Origin of the sequence: Roseburia hominis A2-183 (assembly GCF_000225345.1) — a bacterium.
Classification (GTDB): Bacteria; Bacillota; Clostridia; order Lachnospirales; family Lachnospiraceae; genus Roseburia; species Roseburia hominis.
This window is the reverse complement of sequence record NC_015977.1, coordinates 2,263,082-2,287,226: the sequence shown is the minus strand read 5'-3', so window position 1 is coordinate 2,287,226 and position 24,145 is coordinate 2,263,082. Positions and strand designations below refer to the sequence as shown.

31 protein-coding genes and 1 pseudogene are annotated in these 24,145 nt (G+C 50.1%); 29 read left to right on the top strand and 3 right to left on the bottom strand.

Annotated elements, in window-relative coordinates; all coding sequences use genetic code 11:
- Positions 1 to 71 precede the first annotated feature (71 nt).
- The 14 genes and pseudogenes from RHOM_RS10325 to RHOM_RS10260 all read left to right on the top strand — a co-directional run bounded on the left by RHOM_RS10325 (position 72) and on the right by RHOM_RS10260 (position 11,861).
- Positions 72 to 854, top strand: coding sequence for an alpha/beta hydrolase (locus tag RHOM_RS10325; protein WP_014080250.1), 783 nt, complete (start codon positions 72 to 74; stop codon positions 852 to 854).
- Positions 855 to 872: 18 nt separating this feature from the next.
- Positions 873 to 1,136: a heavy-metal-associated domain-containing protein gene (locus RHOM_RS10320; RefSeq protein WP_014080249.1), complete on the top strand. Its 264-nt coding sequence runs from the start codon at positions 873 to 875 to the stop codon at positions 1,134 to 1,136.
- A gap of 162 nt (positions 1,137 to 1,298) precedes the next feature.
- A complete protein-coding gene (locus RHOM_RS10315) occupies positions 1,299 to 1,544 on the top strand; it encodes a hypothetical protein (RefSeq protein WP_207635404.1) in 246 nt (81 codons plus the stop codon).
- 332 nt (positions 1,545 to 1,876) lie between these two features.
- Complete coding sequence (gene eno, locus RHOM_RS10310; protein WP_044024975.1) at positions 1,877 to 3,172, top strand: phosphopyruvate hydratase; 1,296 nt, start codon at positions 1,877 to 1,879, stop codon at positions 3,170 to 3,172.
- Between the two features lie 72 nt (positions 3,173 to 3,244).
- A complete protein-coding gene (locus RHOM_RS10305; protein ID WP_014080246.1) occupies positions 3,245 to 3,790 on the top strand; it encodes a hypothetical protein in 546 nt (181 codons plus the stop codon).
- 304 nt (positions 3,791 to 4,094) lie between these two features.
- Positions 4,095 to 4,637 (top strand): rubrerythrin, encoded by a 543-nt coding sequence (gene rbr, locus RHOM_RS10300; protein WP_014080245.1) that lies wholly within the window; start codon positions 4,095 to 4,097, stop codon positions 4,635 to 4,637.
- Between the two features lie 307 nt (positions 4,638 to 4,944).
- A complete protein-coding gene (locus tag RHOM_RS10295) occupies positions 4,945 to 6,393 on the top strand; it encodes a ParB/RepB/Spo0J family partition protein (protein ID WP_014080244.1) in 1,449 nt (482 codons plus the stop codon).
- 283 nt (positions 6,394 to 6,676) lie between these two features.
- On the top strand, positions 6,677 to 7,018 hold the full coding sequence (locus RHOM_RS10290; protein WP_003020223.1) for a DUF7768 domain-containing protein: 342 nt from the start codon (positions 6,677 to 6,679) through the stop codon (positions 7,016 to 7,018).
- Positions 7,018 to 7,731, top strand: a complete 714-nt coding sequence (locus RHOM_RS10285) for an antirestriction protein ArdA (protein WP_014080243.1) — start codon at positions 7,018 to 7,020, stop codon at positions 7,729 to 7,731. Before RHOM_RS10290 ends, RHOM_RS10285 begins: the two co-directional genes overlap by 1 nt.
- Before the next feature lie 43 nt (positions 7,732 to 7,774).
- Positions 7,775 to 8,254 carry a DUF3801 domain-containing protein gene (locus tag RHOM_RS10280; protein ID WP_155177692.1) on the top strand — a complete coding sequence of 160 codons (480 nt, stop codon included), beginning with the start codon at positions 7,775 to 7,777 and terminating at the stop codon, positions 8,252 to 8,254.
- A pseudogene (locus RHOM_RS17985) lies at positions 8,241 to 9,194 on the top strand (type IV secretory system conjugative DNA transfer family protein); the annotation flags it as partial. The gene RHOM_RS10280 and the pseudogene RHOM_RS17985, both read left to right, overlap by 14 nt.
- Before the next feature lie 90 nt (positions 9,195 to 9,284).
- A complete protein-coding gene (locus RHOM_RS17980; RefSeq protein ID WP_014080240.1) occupies positions 9,285 to 11,165 on the top strand; it encodes a recombinase family protein in 1,881 nt (626 codons plus the stop codon).
- A gap of 26 nt (positions 11,166 to 11,191) precedes the next feature.
- Positions 11,192 to 11,545: a TnpV protein gene (locus tag RHOM_RS10265; RefSeq protein ID WP_014080239.1), complete on the top strand. Its 354-nt coding sequence runs from the start codon at positions 11,192 to 11,194 to the stop codon at positions 11,543 to 11,545.
- A gap of 16 nt (positions 11,546 to 11,561) precedes the next feature.
- Positions 11,562 to 11,861, top strand: a complete 300-nt coding sequence (locus RHOM_RS10260) for a hypothetical protein (RefSeq protein WP_014080238.1) — start codon at positions 11,562 to 11,564, stop codon at positions 11,859 to 11,861.
- Positions 11,862 to 11,888: 27 nt separating this feature from the next.
- Here RHOM_RS10260 and RHOM_RS10255 read toward each other — a convergent pair whose 3' ends face one another.
- Positions 11,889 to 12,257 (bottom strand): helix-turn-helix transcriptional regulator, encoded by a 369-nt coding sequence (locus tag RHOM_RS10255; protein WP_014080237.1) that lies wholly within the window; start codon positions 12,255 to 12,257, stop codon positions 11,889 to 11,891.
- 144 nt (positions 12,258 to 12,401) lie between these two features.
- On the opposite strand from RHOM_RS10255, the gene RHOM_RS10250 reads away from it, so the two are divergent.
- The 12 genes from RHOM_RS10250 (at position 12,402) to mobQ (ending at position 21,188) form a co-directional block, all read left to right on the top strand.
- The gene (locus RHOM_RS10250; RefSeq protein ID WP_014080236.1) at positions 12,402 to 12,590 is read left to right on the top strand and encodes a helix-turn-helix domain-containing protein; all 189 of its coding nucleotides are present in this window, start codon (positions 12,402 to 12,404) and stop codon (positions 12,588 to 12,590) included.
- The gene (locus tag RHOM_RS10245) at positions 12,583 to 13,275 is read left to right on the top strand and encodes a response regulator transcription factor (RefSeq protein ID WP_002594745.1); all 693 of its coding nucleotides are present in this window, start codon (positions 12,583 to 12,585) and stop codon (positions 13,273 to 13,275) included. The genes RHOM_RS10250 and RHOM_RS10245 overlap by 8 nt, the downstream gene beginning before the upstream one ends.
- Before the next feature lie 5 nt (positions 13,276 to 13,280).
- Positions 13,281 to 14,198 (top strand): sensor histidine kinase, encoded by a 918-nt coding sequence (locus RHOM_RS10240; RefSeq protein ID WP_014080235.1) that lies wholly within the window; start codon positions 13,281 to 13,283, stop codon positions 14,196 to 14,198.
- Positions 14,199 to 14,333: 135 nt separating this feature from the next.
- Positions 14,334 to 15,260, top strand: coding sequence for an ABC transporter ATP-binding protein (locus tag RHOM_RS10235; RefSeq protein WP_007860248.1), 927 nt, complete (start codon positions 14,334 to 14,336; stop codon positions 15,258 to 15,260).
- Positions 15,253 to 16,047, top strand: coding sequence for an ABC transporter permease (locus tag RHOM_RS10230; protein ID WP_014080234.1), 795 nt, complete (start codon positions 15,253 to 15,255; stop codon positions 16,045 to 16,047). Before RHOM_RS10235 ends, RHOM_RS10230 begins: the two co-directional genes overlap by 8 nt.
- Before the next feature lie 12 nt (positions 16,048 to 16,059).
- Positions 16,060 to 16,875, top strand: a complete 816-nt coding sequence (locus RHOM_RS10225; protein WP_014080233.1) for an ABC transporter permease — start codon at positions 16,060 to 16,062, stop codon at positions 16,873 to 16,875.
- Positions 16,876 to 16,880: 5 nt separating this feature from the next.
- Positions 16,881 to 17,342 carry a hypothetical protein gene (locus RHOM_RS10220; protein ID WP_044024973.1) on the top strand — a complete coding sequence of 154 codons (462 nt, stop codon included), beginning with the start codon at positions 16,881 to 16,883 and terminating at the stop codon, positions 17,340 to 17,342.
- Positions 17,343 to 17,796: 454 nt separating this feature from the next.
- The gene (locus RHOM_RS10215; RefSeq protein WP_014080230.1) at positions 17,797 to 18,210 is read left to right on the top strand and encodes an RNA polymerase sigma factor; all 414 of its coding nucleotides are present in this window, start codon (positions 17,797 to 17,799) and stop codon (positions 18,208 to 18,210) included.
- Between the two features lie 103 nt (positions 18,211 to 18,313).
- Positions 18,314 to 18,766 (top strand): sigma-24 (feci), encoded by a 453-nt coding sequence (locus RHOM_RS10210; protein ID WP_014080229.1) that lies wholly within the window; start codon positions 18,314 to 18,316, stop codon positions 18,764 to 18,766.
- Between the two features lie 10 nt (positions 18,767 to 18,776).
- Positions 18,777 to 19,238: an RNA polymerase sigma factor gene (locus tag RHOM_RS10205; protein WP_014080228.1), complete on the top strand. Its 462-nt coding sequence runs from the start codon at positions 18,777 to 18,779 to the stop codon at positions 19,236 to 19,238.
- Positions 19,239 to 19,266: 28 nt separating this feature from the next.
- Positions 19,267 to 19,557, top strand: coding sequence for a DUF3847 domain-containing protein (locus RHOM_RS10200; RefSeq protein WP_014080227.1), 291 nt, complete (start codon positions 19,267 to 19,269; stop codon positions 19,555 to 19,557).
- Between the two features lie 185 nt (positions 19,558 to 19,742).
- A complete protein-coding gene (gene mobQ / locus RHOM_RS10195) occupies positions 19,743 to 21,188 on the top strand; it encodes a MobQ family relaxase (protein WP_014080226.1) in 1,446 nt (481 codons plus the stop codon).
- Between the two features lie 107 nt (positions 21,189 to 21,295).
- On the opposite strand, the gene RHOM_RS10190 is transcribed toward mobQ, so the two are convergent.
- Both RHOM_RS10190 and RHOM_RS10185 read right to left on the bottom strand, forming a co-directional pair.
- A complete protein-coding gene (locus RHOM_RS10190) occupies positions 21,296 to 21,586 on the bottom strand; it encodes a type II toxin-antitoxin system YafQ family toxin (protein ID WP_002596328.1) in 291 nt (96 codons plus the stop codon).
- Positions 21,583 to 21,861, bottom strand: coding sequence for a type II toxin-antitoxin system RelB/DinJ family antitoxin (locus RHOM_RS10185; protein WP_005924829.1), 279 nt, complete (start codon positions 21,859 to 21,861; stop codon positions 21,583 to 21,585). The genes RHOM_RS10190 and RHOM_RS10185 overlap by 4 nt, the downstream gene beginning before the upstream one ends.
- A 126-nt stretch (positions 21,862 to 21,987) precedes the next feature.
- On the opposite strand from RHOM_RS10185, the gene RHOM_RS10180 reads away from it, so the two are divergent.
- From RHOM_RS10180 to RHOM_RS10170, 3 genes are all read left to right on the top strand, one after another.
- Entirely contained in the window at positions 21,988 to 22,386 is a 399-nt protein-coding gene (locus RHOM_RS10180; RefSeq protein ID WP_005933550.1) for a cysteine-rich VLP domain-containing protein, read from the top strand.
- A 113-nt stretch (positions 22,387 to 22,499) separates the two neighbouring features.
- A complete protein-coding gene (locus tag RHOM_RS10175) occupies positions 22,500 to 23,249 on the top strand; it encodes a phage replisome organizer N-terminal domain-containing protein (RefSeq protein ID WP_005933547.1) in 750 nt (249 codons plus the stop codon).
- A complete protein-coding gene (locus tag RHOM_RS10170) occupies positions 23,246 to 24,109 on the top strand; it encodes an ATP-binding protein (protein WP_005933545.1) in 864 nt (287 codons plus the stop codon). The genes RHOM_RS10175 and RHOM_RS10170 overlap by 4 nt, the downstream gene beginning before the upstream one ends.
- Positions 24,110 to 24,145: the final 36 nt, after the last annotated feature.

Genomic DNA, 24,145 nt, shown 5'->3' with positions numbered 1-24,145 from the left:
TGTGTCTGCTGGGTATGAAAACGCCAGAAAAGATTCCGAAAAATATACCATAGAAACAGGAGTGGGAACAGATGAAAGTATATGAAGTTGGAGAGCAGGGAAAGCCAGTTCTCATGCTTTTGCCGGGAACCGGCTGTTACTGGCGCAGCAATTTTGGAAAGGTGATCGAGCCGCTGGCGGAGACATTCCGGGTGGCGTGCGTCTCTTACGACGGGTTTGACGAGACGGAACAGACGCAGTTTCCCACGATGATCGAGGAGACGGCGAAGATCGAGGAATATATTAAGGAACACTATGACGGGAAAATCTGTGCGGCGTACGGCTGCTCACTCGGCGGGTCATTCGTTGGACTTATGGCAGCACGCGGAGTGATTCATATGGATTATGGCATTCTCGGCGGTTCGGATCTGGATCAGTCTGCAAAACTGCCGGCGAAGCTGATGACAGCCCTGATGCTGCCGATGATTTATCCGTTTCTTACGACCGGCAGATTTCGGCTTCCGTTTTTAAACCGTAAGCTGGAGAAGTGGCGCAAGGCGGGAGACGGATATGTGGATGCGTTTATCGGCATGATGCGCGGCGCCGGTGTGGATCTCTCCTTTATCACAAAGGAGAGCCTGCGCAATCAGTTTTATTCGGATCTGATTACGCCGCTGCCGGATGCGATCGATCCGGCGGGCACCGAGATCCACATTTTATATGCCTTAAAGATGGGAGAAAAATACCGGGCGCGCTATCACAGGCATTTTGCGCACCCGGTACTGCATGAACTGGACATGCAGCATGAGGAGCTTCTTGCAGTACATCCGAAGGAATGGGTGGAGCTGATAGAGGATATATGCAGACAGAAGTAATACGGAGGAAGAACAGCAATGGAAAAAATTGTGGTAAAAGTGGATGGCATGCAGTGCGGAATGTGCGAGGCACATGTGAATGAGGCAGTGAGGGCTGCGTTTCCGGTGAAGAAGGTGACCTCTTCCCATGCAAAAGGGGAGACAGTCATTCTGACCGAACAGGACATTGATGATGCAAAGTTAAAGGAAGTCATCGACAAGACCGGCTATGAGATGGGAACTGTGACGAGGGAACCTTACGAAAAGAAGGGACTTTTTTCCGCATTCCGTCATGAAAAGTAAGAAAAAGGATGTCTGGATAGAGCGCCCTGTCTGGGGTATTCCGTTTAGTGAATAGGTGCGAAGGTGTGAAACCGGAGCTTTATTTATGAGGAATCCCGGGCAGGGCGTATTTTATGAGTTGCTGTTTGTTATGGTATTCCTGTTCTGACGCAGAGGGCAGCCATGCTGCACACGGTAAAAAGGAGAGAGACGATGGAGACTTACCGGAATGAGGAGCAGATGCAGTGTCTGGCGAAGAGCGAAGGATGCAGTACGCTTCCGGTCAGCCTGTATCTGGCGGACCGCGTCAGCATTACCGGGGCGCAGGCGGCGCTTGCGGTGATGCTTTCGATGTCGCTGGTCGGATCGCTGGCAAAGCTTGAAGTATTTTTCCAAAATATCCGTCAGATGAAGATGACGGCGGAGTAGCGGTGCAGTAAGGGAAAGGGCGTTCTTATCCGGCGGAGAATCCGCAATGAGAAAAAGTATCAACATCCGGGGTTGCAATCTTTTTCGCCAACCGTTATAATGACGACAGTTAGGCGTGACTAACTATAGTGCAAATCATTTTAGGACTTCTTACAGGGGAGGAGCTGCTGAATCCGTTTCCTGCCGGAAAACAGCTGCACCGGGACGCGTTCCATCCTATGTAACGAACGCCTTCCGGTGTGTTTTCCGGAAGCCGGAGTCCGGATGGATCAAAGAATCAGATGATTGAAAAGATCAGAGAATCAGATGATCAGATGGAAGGAGAACGAAGCATGAATTTTTTGGAGATTGAAAAGGTAATCGGAAGAGAGATACTGGATTCCAGAGGCAATCCTACCGTTGAGGCGGAGGTCATACTTGCGGATGGCACCGTGGGAAGAGGCATGGCACCGTCAGGCGCTTCGACGGGAGAGTTTGAGGCACTGGAGCTTCGTGATGGAGATAAAGCGAGATACCTTGGAAAGGGTGTCACAAAGGCAGTGGAGAATATTAACACGGTCATTAACGATACGATCTGCGGCATGGACGCAAGCGATATTTACGCGCTGGATGCGGCAATGATTGCTGCGGATGGAACGAAGGACAAGTCAAAGCTTGGCGCAAATGCCATCCTTGCGGTATCAATTGCAGCGGCAAGAGCGGCGGCGATCGCACTGGATATCCCGCTGTACCGTTTCCTTGGCGGAATTTCCGGCAACAGACTTCCGGTTCCGATGATGAATATTTTAAATGGCGGCGCGCATGCAGCCAATACGGTGGATGTGCAGGAGTTCATGATTATGCCGGTCGGCGCGGCAAGCTTTAAGGAGGCGCTCCGCTGGTGTGCAGAGGTATTCCATGCACTGGCAGCCCTGTTAAAGAGCAAAGGCCTTGCAACCTCCGTCGGCGATGAGGGTGGTTTTGCACCGGATCTTGCCAGCGATGAGGAAGCGATCAAGTACATTTTACAGGCAGTGAAAAATGCGGGCTATGAGCCGGGCAAAGATTTCATGATTGCCATGGATGCGGCGTCCTCCGAGTGGAAAGGCACAAAGAAGGGTGAGTACATATTGCCGAAGGCAGGTACAAAGTTTACTTCCGAGGAGTTGATTGAGCACTGGAAGAAGCTGGTGGAGAAGTATCCGATTATTTCCATCGAGGATGCGTTGGATGAGGAGGACTGGGAAGGATGGCAGAAGCTGACGAAGGAGCTGGGCGATAAGGTGCAGCTTGTCGGCGACGATCTTTTTGTAACGAACACCGAGCGTCTCAAGAAGGGAATTGACAGTGGCTGCGGAAATGCAATCCTGATTAAATTAAATCAGATCGGCTCTGTGTCAGAGACACTGGAGGCAATCAAGATGGCACATAAGGCAGGCTATACGGCAATTTCCTCTCACCGCTCCGGCGAGACGGAGGACACGACGATCGCAGATCTTGCGGTGGCATTAAACACCTGCCAGATCAAGACTGGCGCACCGAGCAGAACCGAGCGTGTGGCAAAATACAACCAGCTTCTGCGCATCGAGGAGGAGCTGGGCGATGCTGCGGTATATCCCGGCATGGCGGCCTTCAATGTGAAGCGCTGATCTTAGGGAGTGAGCCCGGATCGGGATAGCGGATCGTTTCGGGACTTGCCGTGGCGGCAGTGCAGACTGCAGATGAGCAGGAGGAGACTGCTTGAGCAGCTTATCAGGACTTGGCGTGGCGGCAGTGTAGACAGCCACAGTGCAGAAAGAAAAGAAGTCTGCAGAAAAAATAAAACTTTGAAAAGGGAAATGTACGGACAGCCGGCGCATTCTGCGCCGGCTGTTTTTTCTGCCTGCCAGGTGCAATTTTTTTCCAGTTTGATAGATGACCTGTTTTTTGCTTTTTTCGGGTCAATGGAAGTATGGAGGAGCTTGTCAGTCTACTGCGGGTCTACAGAAGGAAAAAAGACTTGCGGGACCCGAAAATGCCATTGCAAGAGGGAAAAAGAAACGAAAAATCAGCTCTTGCGGGTCTGGGAGGAAGAAAAAGCCGTGCCAGACCCGAAAAAGCAGAAAAAACGGGTCTGGGAGATTGATTTTCACGAATCAGACCCGAACAGAAGGAAAACAAATTTACATAACGCAAAAAAATATGCTATTGCGGGTCTGAGAGAGAAAAAAAGCCGTGTCAGACCCGCACATTGCTATGCAGGCAGGGAAGACCCCAGAAATATTTGAAGAACAGGTTTGTGGGAATAGAAAAAAGCCGTCAAAAAGTTTGCCGGCAGGATAAATAAATTCCGACGGATCGGACATACTAGCGCAATAAGGCAAAGGCAAGAACAGCAGGCAGGAACAACAGGCAGGAATGAAAGGTTGAGGCAAAAAGCAGGAGCAAAAAGCTGAAGCCAAAAGTTGGAGTAAAAGTCGGAGCAAAAAGCTGAAGCCAGAAGTTGGAGTAAAAGACAGGAGCAAAAAGCTGAAGCCAGAAGTTGGAGCAAAGAGTTAGAGCGAGAGATCGTGTGAAAAAATGGAGGATTCTATGAACAAGTATGCCAGAACACAGACGGAAAAGAATTTGAAAGCAGCGTTTGCAGGGGAATCACAGGCGAGAAACAGCTATACTTTTTTTGCGGAGATCGCAAAAAAGGAAGGCTATGAGCAGATTGCCGCGATTTTTGAGAAGACGGCGGATAACGAGCGCGCACATGCGCAGATGTGGGGCGAGGAACTGGGACTGATCGGCGATACGGGAAAGAATCTGGATGCCGCAGCCCACGGGGAGAACTATGAGTGGACAGACATGTATGAGGATTTTGCAAAAACGGCGGAGCAGGAAGGCTTTGCGGCGCTTGCAGCGCGATTTCGCATGGTTGGCGCGATTGAGAAAATGCATGAAGAGCGGTACCGGGAGCTCCTGCGGGATGTGCAGGCACAGGCGGTGTTTGAGAAAAGCAGTGTGAAAGTGTGGGAGTGCCGGAACTGCGGGCATATTGTGGTCGGAACCAGTGCGCCTAAGGTTTGTCCTGCCTGTCATTATCCACAGGGGTATTATGAGGTGCGGGAGGATGTCAGGGGAGCGTAGAAGTGTCTGGCGATTTGTGAGCGTTTCGTATCAGTAATATTTCACAAAATTTATAGATCAAATACATGAAAAATATATAATTGACAGAAACTATGATTACTTCCTATTAGGAACACTGTAAATACAAGGCTTTTCGGAGCCTGCAAACCAGAAAAAATAATATTTGATCTATCACATTACGCAAAAAGCCGTCCGGCATGAGAAACGGGCGGCTTTTTTGCGTGGATAGACGGAAAGGAGGCGCAAAAATAACTACAAAATTTTAGCGTTCAAATTTGTGCAACTTTAACGAAAAGGAGGATCGTAAATGGCCGATGAAAAACTGAATACTGGCCCTGCGGAGAATATTTCCCCGGAGGCCGCCGAGCCTATCGCCACACCCGAACAGGCCGTAGCATCTGAACCCCAGCAGGAACAGACCGGGCCTGCCATACCTGAGCCCGGCGATGTGGTTGTGTCCTTTGACAAAATCAATGAGCTTATGGCAGAAAAGAGACAGAACGCCCGCGCCGAAGTCGAAAAGGCGGAAACCCCCGAAGCGCCGGAGGCGGCAGCCCCCGGAGAAACACAGCAGCCCACCAATACGGAGGAACCGAAAAAGCCGCGCCGTGGCCGTCCGCCGAAAGCAGAAAAGGCCGCGACTGAAAATCAAAAATCGGAGAAATCGGCTGGGGCCCGCAAGGGCCGCCCACCCAAGGCGGATAAGGCGGCCCCTGACAAGCCCAAGCCGTCCAAACGAGACAAAGTGTCCCGAAGCGATGGAAAGGCCCCGGATGCCAAGGAGCCCATTAAGCCCGCACAGGATACGGCACTGAAGGAAACTGCTGCTGTGGAACAGACGGCTCCCGAGCCGACTACACCGCCCCGCCCGGTTGAGGAAGGCAAGCTGGTTTATCTGAAACTTTCCGAGGTTCATCCGTTTCACACATTCCGTCCGCACCCCTTTAAGGTACGGGACGATGCGAAGATGCAGGAAATCGTTGCTTCTATCCGCGTAAACGGTGTAATGGTTCCCGGTCTTGCCCGCCCGGAGAAAGATGGAAACGGCTATGAAATTGTAGCGGGCCATCGCCGTACCCACGGCAGTGAGCTGGCTGGACTGGAGGAAATGCCCTTTATCGTCCGTGAAATGACCGACCACGAAGCGGTACAGGCCATGAAGGACAGCAACAAGCAGCGTGACGGGATGCTCCCCAGCGAATTGGCCGCGCTGCTGGAACTCGAGGTTGAGGACATCAAGCATCAGGGCGGGCGGCTGAAAGGTGTTGCGGAAGGCGATGTCGGGAAACGCTCGGTTGAGATTGTAGGCGAGGCGCATGAAATGAACTATAAAAAGGTCATGCGCTACTTGCGGCTCAACTCCCTTGTGCCGGAGCTTCTGGATAAGGTAGACGATAAAAAGATGGGCTTCATGCCTGCCGTGGAGCTTTCCTACATCAAACCGAAAAATCAGAGGCTTATTGCTGTTTCCATTGACGGGGAGCAGGCTTCGCCCTCGCTGGCCCAGGCCAAACGGCTCCGGGAGCTGGATAAGGAAGGCAAGCTCAACGGCGATGTCATTGACGGTATCTTATCAGAACAGAAAAAGGAGGATCGAGGCGTGATTATTTCTACTGCGGAACTGGAAAAGTATTTTGGCAAGGAGGTCACTCCCGCCAAAATGAAAGAACAGATTATGTCCCTGCTGGATGACTGGAAAGAAAAACAGCCGCCGGAGCTGGCAAAAGCCCCGAAAAAGCAGGAACTTGACAAGTAACAACTTCGAGACACTTTGTCCCGAGGGCCCCGCCCTCGCGCAGAGGCTCTGGTGGTATATATCCCCCGTCGCCGCCTGTTTTTTAGTACAGCCGGGAGTGGGCCGTCAAGGGTGCAGCGCACCGCCGTTTTCGGCGGCTCGCCCTTGACGGTCTGCCCCGGCTGTGCTATTTCCCCGGCAAGCGGCGGGGGTATATCCTCCAGAGCCGCCCCCTTTCCCAAGACTGGGAAAGGGCGTGGGGTTTGGGTTGAACTTTCTTATTAAAATATCGGAGGTATGAACGATGAAACGACCCCTTGCTTATATCACCGCTGCATGGCTCGGCGGCGATAGCGAAAACGCAGAACTGGCGGCGCAGTATTGCCGCACCGTGTATGAGGCAGGCTTTTCTCCTATTTGTCCGCCTTTGTACTTGCCCCTGTTTCTCAATGATGCTGTTCCCGAGGAGCATAAAAGCGGCATCGACATGAGCCGTGACCTGCTCCGCCGTTCTCATGTGCTGGTTGTTTGCGGGCACAGTATGACCGAAGCCATGAAAAATGATATTGCCGTGGCCCAGCGGCTGGGAATTACGGCAACAACCCTTGAGGGCATCCTGACCGTCAAGGGACAGGGCCGCCGCTAATGGCAACCCTGTTTGAAGCCTACGTTACCAACGCCGGAAAGTACAGCGAGGGCCAGCTTGTGGGTGAAACACTGAAATTTCCCACAACCGCCCAGGAGGTGGAGGCTCTTTTGAAACGGATCGGCGTGGATGGCGTCCGCTATCAGGAAATTTTTATTACCTCTTTCGATGGGGATGTGCTGGGGCTCTATGACCATTTGAGCGAGTATGAAAATCTGGACGAGCTTAATCATCTGGCCTGCCTGCTTTCCGAGCTTACCTCATCGGAGCTGGAAACACTGGAGGCCGTCCTCGACAGCGGCGATCACTGTTCTTCGGTGCGGGACATCATCAATCTGACACAAAATCTGGACTGTTACGGCTTTTACCCCGGCGTATCCGATGAGGAAACGCTGGGGCGCATTTATGTGGACGATCTGGAAATGTTGGATGTGCCGGATCAGGTAAAACCGTATTTCGATTATGAGGCGTATGGCCGGGATGCCTGCATCCACGAAAACGGCCATTTTGCCCCGGGCGGCTATGTTGTCAAAGAAAGCGATCATTTCGTGGAAGTGTATCACGGCTTGCAGGATATTCCCAAGGAACATAAGGTATTCTCTTTCCCGAAGCTCTCTATCCGGGAGCAAATGGCCGCCTATCAGGAAATCATAGACGGTTCTTCGCTGGAGGGCTACCGTCAAATGCAGAAAAAAGACCGTGGGGATCGGTGACGGTACTTCGAGACAAATTGTCCCAAGGAAGGAGGCGGTGTAACTGATTGATGAAGATATTTCCCGGCGCACGATAGCCATATCCGTAAAAACAACCAAGCTGACGGCGCGGGGACTGGCGTATGTGCTGGGTATGGTGGGGCGGAAGATCCGCAAGGCATACCGTGGGCGGCAAACACCACACGGCAAGCAAAGTGTGCGAAAGCTCATGGCACACGGTACATCCACAAACAGCATCGAGCTATCCGGGGATGCCAAGTCCTTTGACCGTGTGGCCCGGAAATGGAATGTAGACTATGCGTTCTATAAAACCGGGCCGGACAAATACCTGTTGTTTTTCAAGGCTGGACAGGCAGACGCAATGACCGCCTGCTTTTCTGAGTATTCCCGGAAGGTGTTAAGCAAAGCAAAATCGAACCGAGTTCCCATCCGAGAACAACTGCAACAGGCGGCGGATCAGCTTTCCAAAGAAAAGCCGAAACAGAAAGAACATGCAAAGGAGGTGGCCCATGAGGACAGATAAGATTAGAAAATATCTCATTCTGAACATTCCCTATCTGTTCATCCTGTGGGCGTTCCTCAAGCTGGGAACGGCCTACCGGCTGGCGGCGGGTAACGATTTTGCACATAAGCTCATCGGGCTGGGCCAGACGATTGGCCCGGCCTTTGCTGACTTTGCACCCGGTCTTGCTCCGCTGGATTGGCTTGTCGGTATTGTAGGCGCAGTTGGTTTCCGGCTGCTGATCTATTTCAAAAGCAAGAACGCTAAGAAGTTTCGGCGGGATGCAGAATATGGCAGCGCCCGGTGGGGAACGGAAAAAGACATCAAACCGTTTGTTGATCCAAGGTTTGAAAACAACGTGATTTTGACCGGGACAGAGTTTCTCACGATGAACACCCGCCCGAAAATCCCCGCAAATGCCAGAAACTTGAATTGCTGCATTATCGGCTCGTCCGGCTCCGGCAAAACCCGCTTCTGGCTCACGCCCCAGCTTTTACAGGCTCATTCCTCTTATGTGGTGGTCGATCCGAAAGGCGGTGTGCTGGGACAGGTCGGGGGTTTCCTGCAAAAACGCGGGTACAAAATCAAGGTATTCAACAGCATAGATTTTTCAAAATCCATGCACTATAACCCGCTGGCGTATATCCGCAACGAGGCCGATATTCTGAAATTCGTGGATGCCCTGATTTCCAACACCAAGGGCGAAGGCAAGGAAGGCGATCCATTCTGGACGAAATCGGAAACGCTTTTGTACTGTGCTCTGATCGCCTACATCATTTTCGAGGGGCCTGCCGAGGATCGGAACATGAATACCCTTGTGGATATGATTTCCGGCATGGAGGTCAAGGAGGATGACGAGGATTTTATGAACGCGGTGGACTATATGTTTGCCGGGCTCGAAAAGCGTAAGCCGGATTGCTTCGCGGTCAAACAGTATAAAAAGTACAAATTGGCCAGCGGTGATATATGCTCTAAGTGACTTCTTAATCATGATTTTGTCATGGTTAGTGAAGCAATCACTTAGAGCATTTTTGTTTCAGGAGGTACAGCCATGAGAAATGAAAAAATTACCCCACTGTACGAGCGCCTGAGCCGGGACGACGAGTTACAGGGCGAGAGCAATTCCATATCCAACCAAAAACAGATGTTAGAGGATTTTGCCCGCCGGAATGGGCTGCCAAACCCTACGCACTTTACAGATGATGGTATCTCAGGCACCCGTTTTGACCGCCCCGGATTTTTGGCGATGATGGAGGAAGTGGAGGCAGGGCGTGTAGAGGCAATCGTCATCAAGGACATGAGCCGGTTGGGGCGCGACTATCTGAAGGTCGGTCAGGTCATGGAGGTTTTGCGGCAACGCGGTGTTCGTCTGATCGCCATCAACGACGGTGTGGACAGTCTGAAAGGCGATGACGATTTTACCCCATTCCGCAACATCATGAATGAATTTTACGCCCGTGATACCAGCAGGAAAATCCGTTCTGTGTTTAAGGCAAAAGGTATGAGCGGCAAGCACCTGACCGGCACTGTGATTTACGGCTACTTATGGGACGAAAAACGGGAGCATTGGCTGGTAGATGAGGAAGCCGCCGAAGTGGTACGCCGTATCTTCTCCCTCACGCTGGAGGGATATGGGCCTTATCAGATTGCCTGCAAATTATCCGCAGATCGGATTGAAATTCCCGTCGTACACCTTGCCCGCTTCAACGAGGGTGTGAACCGTTCAAAGCCGGTCAAAGACCCCTATGGATGGGGATCATCTACCATCGTGAACATTTTGAAAAAACGAGAGTATTTGGGGCACACCATCAATTTCAAGACCCGCAAGCACTTTAAGGACAAGAAAAGCCACTATGTTTCTGAGGACGAATGGACGATCTTTGAGAATACCCATGAAGCCATTATCGACCAGCAGACCTTTGATTTGGCGCAGAAAATCCGCAGCAATGTACGGCGTTATCCAAACGGCTGGGGCGAAGCGGCTCCCCTCACAGGATTGCTCTATTGTGCCGATTGCGGCGGCAAGATGTATGTCCACCGCACCAACAATGGCAAGAGGATTTCTCAATATACCTGTTCCAATTATACCAAAGTTCCGTGTGGGACACTATGCCATACACAACACCGTATCAATGAGAGTGCTGTTCTGACATTGGTTTCCGACACGCTCCGGGCTATCGCTGAATATTCCAAAAATGACCGGACGGAATTTATTCACACCGTTCAGGAAACGCAGGTTGCCCAACAGAGTGCCGATATAGCGAAAAAGCGCAGGCGTCTGGCCGCTGCTCAAAAGAGAGCCGGAGAACTGGAAAAACTGATTTGCAAAATCTATGAGGACAATGTCCTCGGCAAGCTGCCGGATGCACGATATAGGGCGCTTGATGCACAGTATGCCAAAGAGCAGGACGCACTTGAGATTGAAATTGCGGAGCTGGAAAAGGCTGTTACCGGCTACGAGCAAAGCCAGAAATCAGCGGAGAAATTTATAGCCCTGATTGATAAATACGAGAATTTTGACACGCTGACAAACACCATGCTCAATGAGTTTGTAGAGAAAATCCTTGTCCACGAACGCGCCCGAAAAGGCAGTCAGGACACCACGCAGGAAATTGAAATCTACTTCAATTTTTTAGGACGCTATATCCCACCATCCTTACAGCCGGTTCCTTTAACCCCGGAGGAACAGGAAGAACTGCGGAAAAAAGAAGAACGCAAGGACAGGCTTCATCAGAATTATTTGAAGCGGAAAGCCAGCGGCGCACAGAAACGGTATGAGGACAAAATCAAGGCGAAGAAAAAAGCGGAAATGGACGCTAAGAAAGCCCTGATCCGGGCTGAGGATATGAAAAAAGGCGTTTTTTCTACTGTCGGACAGCTGCCGAAAGAAGAACCACGCAAAGGCAGCATAGCAGCCAGCGCAGCAGTCTAATCATCACGAAGCAAAGGAGAATGAATATGAGTAAGTTGACTTACATTCGTTGTGGAGATTATGATATACCCAACCTAAAACTTTCTGAACAGCCGGAAACTTCTATCGGCAAGTACGGCAGAATGCGAAAATCCTACCTAAAGGAACATCGCCCCATTCTCTACAACCATCTGCTGATGAGCGAGAAGCTGTATCCACACCTGTTAGAGATTGAGCGGACAGCACAGGGGCGTGTGGAAACCATGTTGCCTCACATGATGGAAGTTGCGGGTGTCACGGAAGAACTGAAAGCCTGTCACCCTATGCGTTGGGTGGGGCTGATGAACACATTAACGGCACAGATTGAGGAAATTTTAATCAGGGAACTGATTTGCAGCTGAATGGGAGGTGCGGGAAATGCTGACCTTTGAAAAGGTTTTGAAAGTGTTTCAGGCATATCTGGATGATGACCCTTTGTATGAGGTGGTTCAGACCAGCCACGGTTATACATTGATGGCATGGGAGCTCCACCGGAATGACTGGTACAGCGCCGAGATACAGAAAACCCCGGAGGATTTACGGAACGCTTTGTTGAGTACATACGCTAACTTTCTGGAAGATAAGATTACCGGAAATGACCGCGAGCTGACTGTGACAGAAACCGGAGAAATCCAGCAGAGGTGTCGGGAACTTTTGGAAAAGTGCCGGGAACCTTGATATAGAAATGCCAGAAGGAGGCCGCGATTATGCGTCCTCCTTCTGCTTCGCAGTCTGTTCCATTTTGAGCGCCCCGTCTATGGCACCTTCGATAATCGGCAGGTATTGTTCAGGACAGAGCTTCAGCTTGTGGCTGACCCGCTGCCGCTGTGCGCTTTCTTCCCGCATGATCTCCGGGTTAAAATATCGCTCTACGGGAAGTCCGCAGACCTTAATCAACTGGATCATCACAGGCAGGCTCGGAATCGCACCTTGATTCTCAATGTTGGCAAGATACCGCCATTCAATCCCAACCATTTCTGCCAATGTTTTTCGTGCCAAACGCTTTGCCTCTCGTGCGGCTTTGACATCTGCACCGAAGGTTTCAAAACCGGGACAATCTTCAACTTTCGCCATATAACATCACCCAGTTACATTGTATAATTCATACTTTGTCCGTGGAATGTTGCTATATGCAGGTTGGTTGAAGTTTATAATTCACATTTCGTTCCTTGCATTGTTCGAGAAAGAGAACTATAATGTACTCTGTGGAGGTGCGAAATGGACTATATGACATTGAAAGAGGCCGCCGAAAAGTGGGGCGTGACACCTCGTAGGGTAAATTATTATTGCGCCGGAGGGCGCATCCCCGGCGCTGTGAAGATGGCTGGTGTTTGGCTGATCCCAAAGAACACAGAAAAGCCGATTGACGGAAGGACAAAACAAGGGAAGGAGTTGCGCCATGAATAAAATCCTGATTATAGATGATGACAGAGAACTGTGTGCTTTGATTAAACGCAGCGTACAAGCAGAAAACATAGAAGCTGATTTTTGTAATACTGGAAAAGAGGGTTTACAGAAATTAAAAGAGCAGGAATACCAGCTTGTAGTGCTGGATGTGATGATGCCCGGTATGGATGGCTTTGAAACGCTGGAAGAAATCCGCAAAGAGAACAGCCTGCCGATTTTGATGTTCACATCCAAAAATGACAGCATTTCTAAAGTGCGGGGCTTACGAGCCGGGGCGGACGATTATCTGACAAAACCGTTTGATATGGACGAACTGATTGCCCGTATTGCGTCCCTCATTCGCCGCTACACCCGTTTTAATCATCAAGCCGGAGCTGTGCAAAAACTGGATTTTGATGGATTGCAAATTGACCTTGAAAATCGTTCTGTTACGACGGAAAATGGCACTTTTGAACTTCCACCAAAGGAATTTGATTTGCTCCTGTACTGTGCAAAGCATCAAGGGAAAATTTTGACAAAACAGCAGATTTATGAGGAAGTTTGGGGCGAAGAATATTTCTATGATGACAGTAACATTATGGCGATTATCAGCCGACTTCGTAAAAAATTAGAAGTCAATCCTTCAAGCCCAAAGTATATACAAACGGTCAAAGGGATTGGCTACCGGTTTAATAAGGAGGTGTAGTCAGCATGGAAATTATCGTATTCTTGTCCATTGTGATTGCTGTTGTGGCTGTATTGACTTCCATCGTTCTCATTCGGCGCGTAAAAAAGCAAATCGCAGAAATGACCGATGCACTGGTTGATGTGAAAGACGGAAATGGCAACCGGCGTATTCTATCTGCAACAAATGAACTGACAGCACCTCTTGCCTATGAAATCAACGAGATCGTTGTGGCCTATGAAAGCAGACTTTCAACTGTACGGCAGACAGAAGAAACCAACCGCCAGCTTATGACGAGCCTTTCCCACGATGTGCGAACGCCCCTTACTACTCTGATTGGGTATCTTGACGCTGCACACAAAGGACTGGTCACAGGAAAAGACCGGGATGATTATATTGAAACCGCCCGCCGGAAAGCCCATGATCTGAAAGAATATATTGATGTACTCTTTGACTGGTTCAAGTTAAATTCAAACGAGTTTGCTTTGGAGATCCAGAGCGTTGAGGCCGCAGAGCTGACAAGAAATATCCTCATTGACTGGATACCGATTTTTGAGGATAAACAGGTTGAGTATGACATCGATATTCCCGAACAGCCTGTCCGGGTAAGATTGGATATGGACAGCTATATGAGGATCGTCAACAATCTCATTCAAAATGTAATTGCTCACAGCCATGCAGACAAAATCAAAATTGCCCTGTCAAAGAAGGAAAATAACATGGAGCTGCTGCTGGCGGATAATGGAGTGGGAATTGAGAAGGAAGATTTGAAACACATTTTTGAACGGCTCTATAAGTGTGACAAAGGACGCTCTGAAAAAGGCAGCGGACTTGGTCTTTCTATTGTCCATCAGCTTGTAGAAAAGATGGGTGGGAGTATAACAGTTGAAAGTTTGCCGGGAAAAGGAACTGAATTTATGTTGCTTTTTCCTTTGGAGATTTAAGCGGGTTCCCGTCTTTATGGCGGGAACCTTTGTCATTTTTGCCGGATTTCAAATTGCAAGGTTAATGCAAGGTTGCGGCAAGGTTAATGCAAGGTTGGCGTGATAGAATACCTTACAGAACAGGAGGTTTTGAATATGGATACAAATTACATCATTGAAACAAAAAATCTGACGAAGCAATATGGCTCGCAAAAGAGTGTGGCTGACTTAAATATCCATGTGAAGCGTGGGAGAATTTATGGTCTGCTTGGCAGAAACGGAGCCGGAAAAACCACTACCATGAAAATGCTGTTGGGCTTAACGAAGCCGACTTCCGGAGAGGTCAAAATCTGGGGAAAGTCTTTACAGGGGAATGAAAAGAAATTGCTGCCCCGTATCGGCAGCTTGATTGAGTCCCCCGGTTTTTATCCCAATCTGACCGGCACAGAAAACCTGCGTATTTTTGCTACTCTGCGGGGTGTACCAAACAATCATGCCATCAAAGATGCTCTGGATTTGGTAGGACTTCCCTACAAAGATAAAAAACTCTTTTCTCAGTATTCTCTTGGTATGAAGCAGCGGCTTGCCATCGCCCTTGCCGTTATGCACGATCCAGAACTTTTGATTTTGGATGAACCGATCAACGGTCTCGATCCTATCGGTATTGCAGAAGTACGCTCTTTTATTCGGGAGCTTTGCGACGCAAGAGGAAAAACCATTTTGATTTCCAGTCACATTCTTTCGGAGATTTCCCTGCTGGCTGACGATATTGGAATTATCGATCACGGCGCATTGCTGGAAGAAGAAAGCCTTGCTGAACTGGAGCAAAAAAGCAGTAAGCATATCCGGTTTACACTCTCTGATACTGCACAGGCGGCAAGAATTTTGGAACGCAATTTCCATGAAAACCATTTTTCCATACAGGACGACCACAATCTGCGCCTGCACAACCTTGATCTGCCTGTGGGGAAAATTGTAACTGCCTTTGTAGAAAACGGATTGGAGGTATCGGAGGCGCATACTTGTGAAGAAAGTCTTGAAGATTACTTCAAGCGTGTGACAGGGGGCGAAGGAATTGCTTAAACTAATCAAATGCGAATTTTTGAAATTAAAACGGAAGCCCTTGGTATTTATTTCTCTGCTGCTTTCTGTTTTCATGCCATTGGCTTATGCTTTCTTTCTGGCAGATGTAAACACTGATGTGGATGCTGTAAATGGAGTGATGTCCAGCCTGTTCCAGCTCAGTGCTTATTTGCTTTTGATGCCGCTCCTTGTGATACTGGCTTCCAATCTGCTGTTTGAGGAGCTGGACAATGACACACTAAAAAACCTTGTTACCATACCGATAAACAGAACCAAGTTGGTGCTGTCCAAGATGCTGGTTTTGCTATTGTTTGCCGTTGGCTTTATGGCAGTTGGAGGATTGGTAAATCTTGCGGTTTTGCTGTTTCAGGGCTGGGAGCCGGTTGGGTTTTGGATCTTGTTTGGCGTTGGGATAGAAGAAGGGCTGATTATGTGGGTAGGCGCACTTCCATGTATCCTGCTCGTTGTTCTTCTTAATAAAAACTATATCGTGTCGGTCGTGATTACCTTTTTCTATACGACTGCAAATTATATCCTTTCGATGAGCGATGCGTTCCTCACACAGCCTTTTGGTTTGAATATCGGAACCCTGTTTCCGGGACCGCTGGCTTTCCGCTGGACCTTCCAATTTTATGACCAAAGCCAGACCAGTGCGGAATTGGCAGACTTGTTGGAACGGATCAGTCCGTATTTTCTGAATGGTGTTCAGGTGTTCGGTGTGATTGTTGTGGAAGCCGTTGTATTTCTTGCGCTGATTGCGTTGGTTTACCGGCGCCAGGAAATCTAAGGGGGTGTAATTATGTGGGATTTATTAAAAGCAGAATTGCTCAAGCTACGCCGGTGCCAAATACTTTGGGTGGGGCTGGTGGCGCTTGCACTCTGTCCGTTGGTGCAATATGGGAGCCAGCTGATTGTGGAGGCGGAGTACCGAAATCCAAACTATGATTTTTCCACTCTGTTTGAGAATGTTGTCTGGGGCAATACGCAGATGTTTTTTCCGATTTCACTGGTGATGATTGGCAGCTGGCTGATTGACAGAGAATCCACCCATGATACGCTGAAAAACATCATGACAATTCCTGTTTCCATGCCGAAAATGCTGGGAGCTAAGCTCTTTTGGGTCGGGATTTTTGCAGTCCTGCTGGGAATATACAGCGTTGGCGTTACCTTGATTACTGGATTGACGGTTGGATTATCGGGACTGACAGTGGAAGTGTTTTTTCATGGAGGTACACAGATCGTGTTGGCAGCTCTGACGACCTATTTGGTCTGTATGCCGCTGATCTTGATTTTTGGGCAGATCCGAGGGGCATATCTGGGAGGTTCCATTCTGGCGTTTTTCCTTGGATATAGCATGCTGTTCTTCAAAGGCGGTATCCTTGCCAGCATCTATCCGTTTTCTGCTGCGCTGATTTTAGTGGGCTTTGACATGAGTGGATATGCCGGAACAACCACAGCCCCGAATCCTTTGCTGGCAGTCATTGGGGTTGGCATCATGGTTCTCTGGGCGGTGCTGTTGTTACTGATGTCCAGTAACAAAAAAGAAATAAAATCCCGTAAACAGGCAAATTCCAAGGGAAAAGGAAAGCGTGCTGTACGCAGGAAAGGAAGGTGATACCTGTGAAGAAAATAGTTCTATCATTATGCTTGATACTGTTGGGCGCTTCTGTGCTTTCCGGTTGTACAAAAGATGAAGTTCTCGATCAGTATAACAATATTGTTCAGTCTGCTGGTTCCATAGCACTTACCGGAAATTCATCCTTACAAGGTACGAAAGAAAAAGGAATTGATGATTATACAGGAAGCTATACAGCCAACTATGAGGATTTTTCAGATACAGAGTATTTGTTCGGCGGAACTTCCATAAAGCGTGAAGCGGGTAAGGATCTGTCTATTGACTGCGCGCTGGAGGTTACGGATGGAACTGCAAAAGTATTTTGGATTTCTGAAGCTGATGAAGAAGTCACTTTGCTTGAAACAACCGGAACATATAGTGATACAATTACACTCCCTGAAGGTGGAAACTATATCGGCATTGAATGTGAAAATTTCACTGGAAGCATTGAATTGAATATGGAGTAACATTCTGCCGGACGACGGCAAAAGAAAAAAAGCCGTCGTAAAGCAGACACATTTCCACGCGCCTATGAAGCGGCGGCTTTGATTTGCAGAGCCGCCGTTTCTTTTCGTTTATCCTAAACCAACGACGACCTAACACCGTGTAAATCCACGGCGGCACATAGGAGGATTGCCGCCGTGTCTATTTTTGCCTTTTTTCACAGTGCCCGTGATCTGCACCAGCTAAAAAAAGCCTGTTCCCAGCAGCGGAGCAATGCGGTCAGCAGTATGCACTATACCATGTAACTGAACAACAAAATATACTCTATTACGCTCGTATGGCTTTATGCCGTCCGGGCGCTTTTTTGTCCTTATGGAGCCGGAACATCGGGTCAGCATGGCCCGAACTTTATCCCCGGTGCCGCTCCCCGCCGCCTCATTCAGATTTACCCAAAAAATCTGAATGGAGGAAAGGCAGATGGAAGTTACCATCAATTATAACGGACAAGTTGTGGCCGTGGAGGTCACGCTGGAAGTCTATGAATTTCTTGACCGGGCCGATCACAAAACGGAGAACCTGTTTCATGAACAGCGGCGGCATTGGGATGGCCGGGAGTTTGACGAGTACATCATTACCACCGAGGGTGTAGGAGCCTACGGTGAAACGCCGGAAGAATACCTTTGCCGCATGGAAACGCTGCATGAGCTGATGGCGGTTCTGGACACCTGTACCGAGGCTCAGCGCCGCCGGTTCCTGCTCTATGCGCTTGACGGGCTGAGCCTTGCAGAGATCGGTGTGCTGTGCGGCTGCTCCAAAGTGGCTGTGTATCAAAGTGTGGAGGCGGTCAGAAAAAAATTTATAAATTTCTTTGAGAACAGGCTTAACGAATGACCTGTTTTCTGGCTACCAAGTGAAAGGGATCATTTCCCTTATCTCAGCGAGGGGCGGACAGCGGACGAGCTGCCCGCCTCTCCGATTTTCAGGAGGTAAGCCTATGAAAACAATCAATCTGCGGTGGATGTATCCCCACTACCGGCATGACGAGTTTGTGGATGTTACGGACGAGGTATGGGCAGCGATGTATCAGGCCCAGCGGGAGATGGAGAACTATGAGCGTCGGAAAGTCTACCACCGCGCCTACTACTCTCTGGACGCATACAGCTGGCTGGAAAATTACGCACTGGAACACAGCAGATCGCCGGAAGATATTTTGCTGGAACGAGAAGAAATGACCACCCGCCTGCACCTGATAGCAGCTCTGCTGGTGGCTCTGACTCATGCCACTCCGACACAGGCCCGCCGTGTTCACGCCTACTACATTGCCGGTATCAAGCAGCCGGAAATCTCCCGGAGAGAGGGCGTCCACAGCAGCAAGGTCAGCGTTTCCATCCGTCGGGGTCTGCGGAATATGCGCCGCTGCTATGATGACCTTTTTCAAACAGAGTGAGGGCGTGCCTATGCAGACCATCAATCTCAAACAATATTATCCATTTTGCAAAGAGGACATTTTTGTGGAGGTGTCCGATGAGATCGTCGAAGCGTTTCTTCTGGATAAGAGAGCCGAGGCCGCCAGAGAGCGCAAGATGTTCCGGTATAAGGCGTTTTATTCCCTCGATTGTAACGACGGAATCGAAAATGCCGCAATCGGCTGGGCACAGCCATCGCCGGAGGATCATCTGATAGAAAAAGAAGAATTAGCCGAATACGAAGAACTGATACGGCGATTGTATGAAGCCATTTCTTCCCTGCCGCCTATGCAGGCCCGCCGTGTCCACGCCCGCTATATGCTGGGTATGAAAGTGAAAGATATTGCCGCAATGGAGGGTATCACGCCATCACAGGCGGGAAAATCCATCCATGCCGCACTGCGGAGGCTGCGCCGGTACTTTGTGCGTCAGAAATGGACGGTCAATCTATGAGTATTTCCAAAGAAAAGAGGTGCATGACATGAACGAACAGAATACAGCCCAAACAAAAAGTGAGGAACAAGAGGAAGTTCTGAAGGAGATTCGGCAGCTTGAAAACCGAAAGAAGATTTTGGAGAACAAGCAGCGAAACGAAGAACGCAGGGTTCGCACCCGCCGCCTGATTGAGCGCGGAGCCATTTTGGAGGGGATTTTTCCGCTGGCTCCCAACCTTTCCGGCGCAGAGGTCAAAGCATTTTTGATTGCCCTGTCCCATCTTCCGGGGGCTGCGGAATTGACTGCAAACCTGTCAAAATCCGGGGATACGCCATAAGTCCCTTGTTTACAAGGGCGCACTTATACACCGTTGCCGGTGCTGTGCGCCCTGCCGGGGGCGTTGCGTACTTCGTCCGCGATGGGAAGCTACGCTCCCCAAACCCCTTGTGCGCTCTGCGCAGCCAAACACCCACTTTGCGTTTGTCCGGCTCCACAGAGCCTGTTATCCCTCACTGAAAGGAGGTGTTCCCCATAGATTTCTGTCATATCCCCGTCAGTATCATCAAGCGCAGCGCAGGCCGTTCTGCCGTTGCCGCAGCTGCTTACCGCAGCGGAACCAAGTTGACAAATGAATGGGACGGAATGACCCACGACTACACCCGGAAAGGCGGCATTGTCCATGCGGAGATCATGCTTCCTGCCCACGCCCCGCCGGAATTTGCAGACCGTTCTATCCTCTGGAACAGCGTGGAGCAAATCGAGAAAGCAAGGGACAGCCAGCTTGCCCGTGAGATCGAGGCAGCTCTGCCCCGTGAACTGTCCGGTGAACAGCAGCTTGCCCTTGTGCGCACCTATGTGAAGGACAACTTTGTAGACAAAGGAATGTGTGCTGACTTTGCTATCCATGACAAGGGAACCGGTAACCCTCATGTCCATATCATGCTGACGCTCCGGCCTCTGAAAGAAAATGGACAGTGGGGCGCAAAGTGCCGCAAGGCATACGATCTGGACGAGAATGGACAGCGTATCCCGGATGGGAAAGGCGGCTGGAAAAATCACAGAGAGGATACGACCAACTGGAACGATAAAGGAAATGTGGAGATTTGGCGGGCAGCGTGGGCGGCCTACACCAATCGGGCGCTGGAATCTGCCGGCAGACCGGAGCGCATTGACCACCGCAGCTACAAGCGGCAGGGCATTGATAAGATTCCCTCTGTCCATCTGGGGCCAGCCGCCAGCCAAATGGAAAAGCGCGGCATCCGCACCGACAAGGGAGAAGTAAACCGGCAGATTGCCGCTGACAACAAGCTGCTGAAAGAAATCAAAGCCCGCATTACCCGTCTTTATCGCTGGTCGAAAGATGAAGCGGAAAAACCACAAACACAGCAAAGCAGCTTGACCGCCTTGTGGGAGGCCCAGCAGCAGCTGAACACTTCCCGCACCCGCACCGGCAAAATCCGGGCCTTGCAGGAAAGCGCTGCACTATTCAGCTTTTTGCAGGCAAACGGCATCCAATCTATGCAGCAGCTCCATGAAAAAATCGCTGATATGAACATCCGTTACTATGACCTGCGGGGAAAGATCGTCAAGGCAGAACGCCGGATCGCCGCTCTTACCGAGCGCGGGGAGATGTGGGAACAGTACAATCAGTACAAGTCCATCCACAAACAGCTTGCCAAAGTAAAGCCGGAAAAGCGGGAACAGTTTGAGCAGCGCCACAGCAGGGAACTGATCCTGTATGACGCAGCAGCCCGGTATCTGAAAGAATTGAAAGACAGCGGTGAGGCAATTACCCCGAAGGCATGGCAGCGGGAAATCGACCAGCTGACCGCCGGAAAGCAGACGGACACGCTTTCCATGAAATCCATGCGGGAGGATTTGAAAGCAGTGGAACGGCTCCGCAAAACCGCCGATCAGCTGTCCCGACAGGAAAGGGATAAGTCTCACGACCGTGGGCCGGAGCGGTAAAGGCTACCGCGTTTTGGCGTACCCCTGTCAAGTGCGTCGCGTTTCACGACATACTTTTGCATACAGAAAAACCGTCGTACAGGTTTCCCCATACGGCGGCAGACTGTTTATTTGCCGAACAAGTCGCTGTGTGTGCCGGTGCGGGCCAGCGTCAGCACCAGAACATCATCCTCTATGCGATAGACAAGCAGCCAGTCCGGGAGAATATGACATTCCCGATGACCTGCCCAATCGCCGGACAGGTCATGGTCACGGTTCTTATCCGGCAGCGGTTCGCCCATTGCCAGCAATGCTACGACCTGCTCCAGCAGCTCAATCTTCAAGCCACGCTTGATGGCTCGTTTGTAGTCCTTTTTGAAACTGGTCGTGTACTTGACGGTATATTTGGTTTCTTTCATCTTTTCAGGTCAGCAAATAACTCGTCAAGGTCATTGTAGCCCTTTACAGACGGGTCTTTTGCAATCCTTTCCGCTTCCAGCATGGCAGCAACCGTTTCTTTGTTCGGCTGTTCCAGCCTTACTTCAAAGGGAATGCCGCCTTCACGAAGCGACTGGCGCACAAAGATGTTAAACGCCGTAGTCAGGTTCATGCCAAGTTCCGTAAACAGTGCGTCCGCCTGCGCTTTCAAATCTGCGTCCATGCGGATACTGATGTTTGTGGTATTTCCAGCCATACGATCAACCCCTTTCTGCTGGCAATTATAGTATATGCCATTTGCACGAAGAAAACAATACTTTGCACGAATATTTAACAATAAATTCATTCAAGGAGGTTACCTGCTTTATGAAAGAAATCATTTATGAAGAACAACAAGACTGAACCTATCCCTGTCATGGATTACCGCCAGTACCGCAGAGCGCGGAAACTGGTGCATGAGTGCTGCAACTACATTGCCGGAAACTGTATCGCCCTGGACGATGGGGAGGAATGTATCTGTGTCCAGTCCATTTCCTACTCCCTGTTGTGCAGGTGGTTTCGGGCGGCGGTATTGCCGCAGGATAAGGAACTGGAAACGGCGCTGTTCCACCGGCTGAATGCTAAGAAATGCGCCGTATGCGGGGCGCTGTTTACCCCCGGTTCTAACCGGGCTAAATACTGCCCGGAATGTGCCGCACGCATGAAGCGGATTAACGCCGCAAAGCGCAAGCGGAAACAACGGGAGAAATGTCACGCTTTAGGGGCTGAAAAACCCTTGTAAATCAAGGCTTTTTTTGAGGGTGTCAAAGGCAGTCTGATAGATTTATCCTCTGACCCCTAAAATAGCCTTAAAATGCGTACAGAATCCCAAAAGAACCCCTAAGGAGGAACCCTATGTCAGACAATCGAAAATATTATTACCTGAAACTCAAAGAAAACTATTTTGATGATGATTCCATCGTGCTGCTGGAAAGTATGCAGGACGGTGTGCTGTATTCCAACATTCTGCTCAAGCTGTACCTGAAATCGCTGAAACATGGCGGGCGGCTCCAGCTTGACGAGGACATCCCTTACACAGCGCAGATGATCGCTACCATTACCCGCCAGCAGATCGGCACTGTGGAGAGAGCCTTGCAGATCTTTTTGAAGCTGGGTCTTGTGGAAGTGCTGGACAGCGGCACATTCTACATGAGCAACATCGAACTTTTAATAGGCCAGTCCTCTACCGAGGCCGAGCGAAAGCGGGCTGCAAGGCTTCAAAATAAGGCTCTTTCTGCGCTCCGGACAAGTGGCGGACATTTGTCCGACATTCGTCCACCAGAGATAGAGATAGAGTTAGAGAAAGAGATAGAGATAAAGAGAGAGATAGAGAAGGTACGCCCTGAAACGGGGCACCCTTCCCACACCTATGGCCGTTACCAGAATGTTTTCCTGACGGATGAAGAACTGGCAGACTTGCAGGTCAGCTTTCCTGCTGTATGGGAACAGTACATCGAAAAGCTGTCCGAGTACATGGCTTCTACTGGCAAGCGTTATCAGAGCCATGCAGCGACCATCCGGCGTTGGGCCGGTGAGGACGCTAAAAAAACGGTCACACCCTCACGCAACCGGGATTACAGCGTAAAGGAGGATGAAACTGTATGATTGAGATTACCGCAGAAATCCGGGCATTCATCGACAAGGCAGCTGCCGGTGTGGAATTGGCTGAGGACGAGTATATAGACCCGTCAGACGGGCTCATTCACTGTAAGAAATGCGGCGGCCAGAGGCAGACCGTTGTGCCATGCTTCGGGAAATCCGGCTACTTTATGCCGCACTGCATCTGCCAGTGCCAGCGGGAGGCTGAGGAGCAGCGCAAGGCTGCTGAAGAACGGCAGCGCCGCATGGAGCGTATCAAACGCCGAAAGGCACAGGGCCTGCAAGACCGTTATCTGTACGACTACACATTTTCCAATGATAACAGGCAAAACCCATTGATGGACAAGGCTCATGCCTATGTGGAGAACTGGAAAGAGGCATATAAGAGCAATATCGGGCTTTTACTGTTTGGAGATGTGGGAACCGGCAAGTCTTTTTTCGCCGGATGTATTGCCAACGCTCTACTTGACCAGGATGTGCCGGTGCTGATGACGAACTTCCCCACCATTCTGAACCGCCTGACAGGGATGTTCTCTGAGGACAGGTCAGAGTTTATTGCCAGCTTTGACGAATATGACCTGCTTATCATTGACGATCTGGGTGTAGAGCGCAGTACCGAATATGCTATGGAGCAGATGTTTTTCGTCATCGACAGCCGCTATCGCAGCCGAAGACCCATGATTATCACAACAAACTTGAAACTGTCCGAGCTGAAAAATCCGCCTGATCTGGCCCACGCCCGTATCTATGACCGTATTTTGGAACGGTGTGCGCCGATCCTCTTTGACGGGAAGAATTTCCGGGAAGAAAATGCCGGTGTCACCCGACAGGCAGCAAAAGACATTGTAAACAGTAAGCACGATTGATTTTTTACCGGGCGGCACAGACCCGTTCGGAGAAAG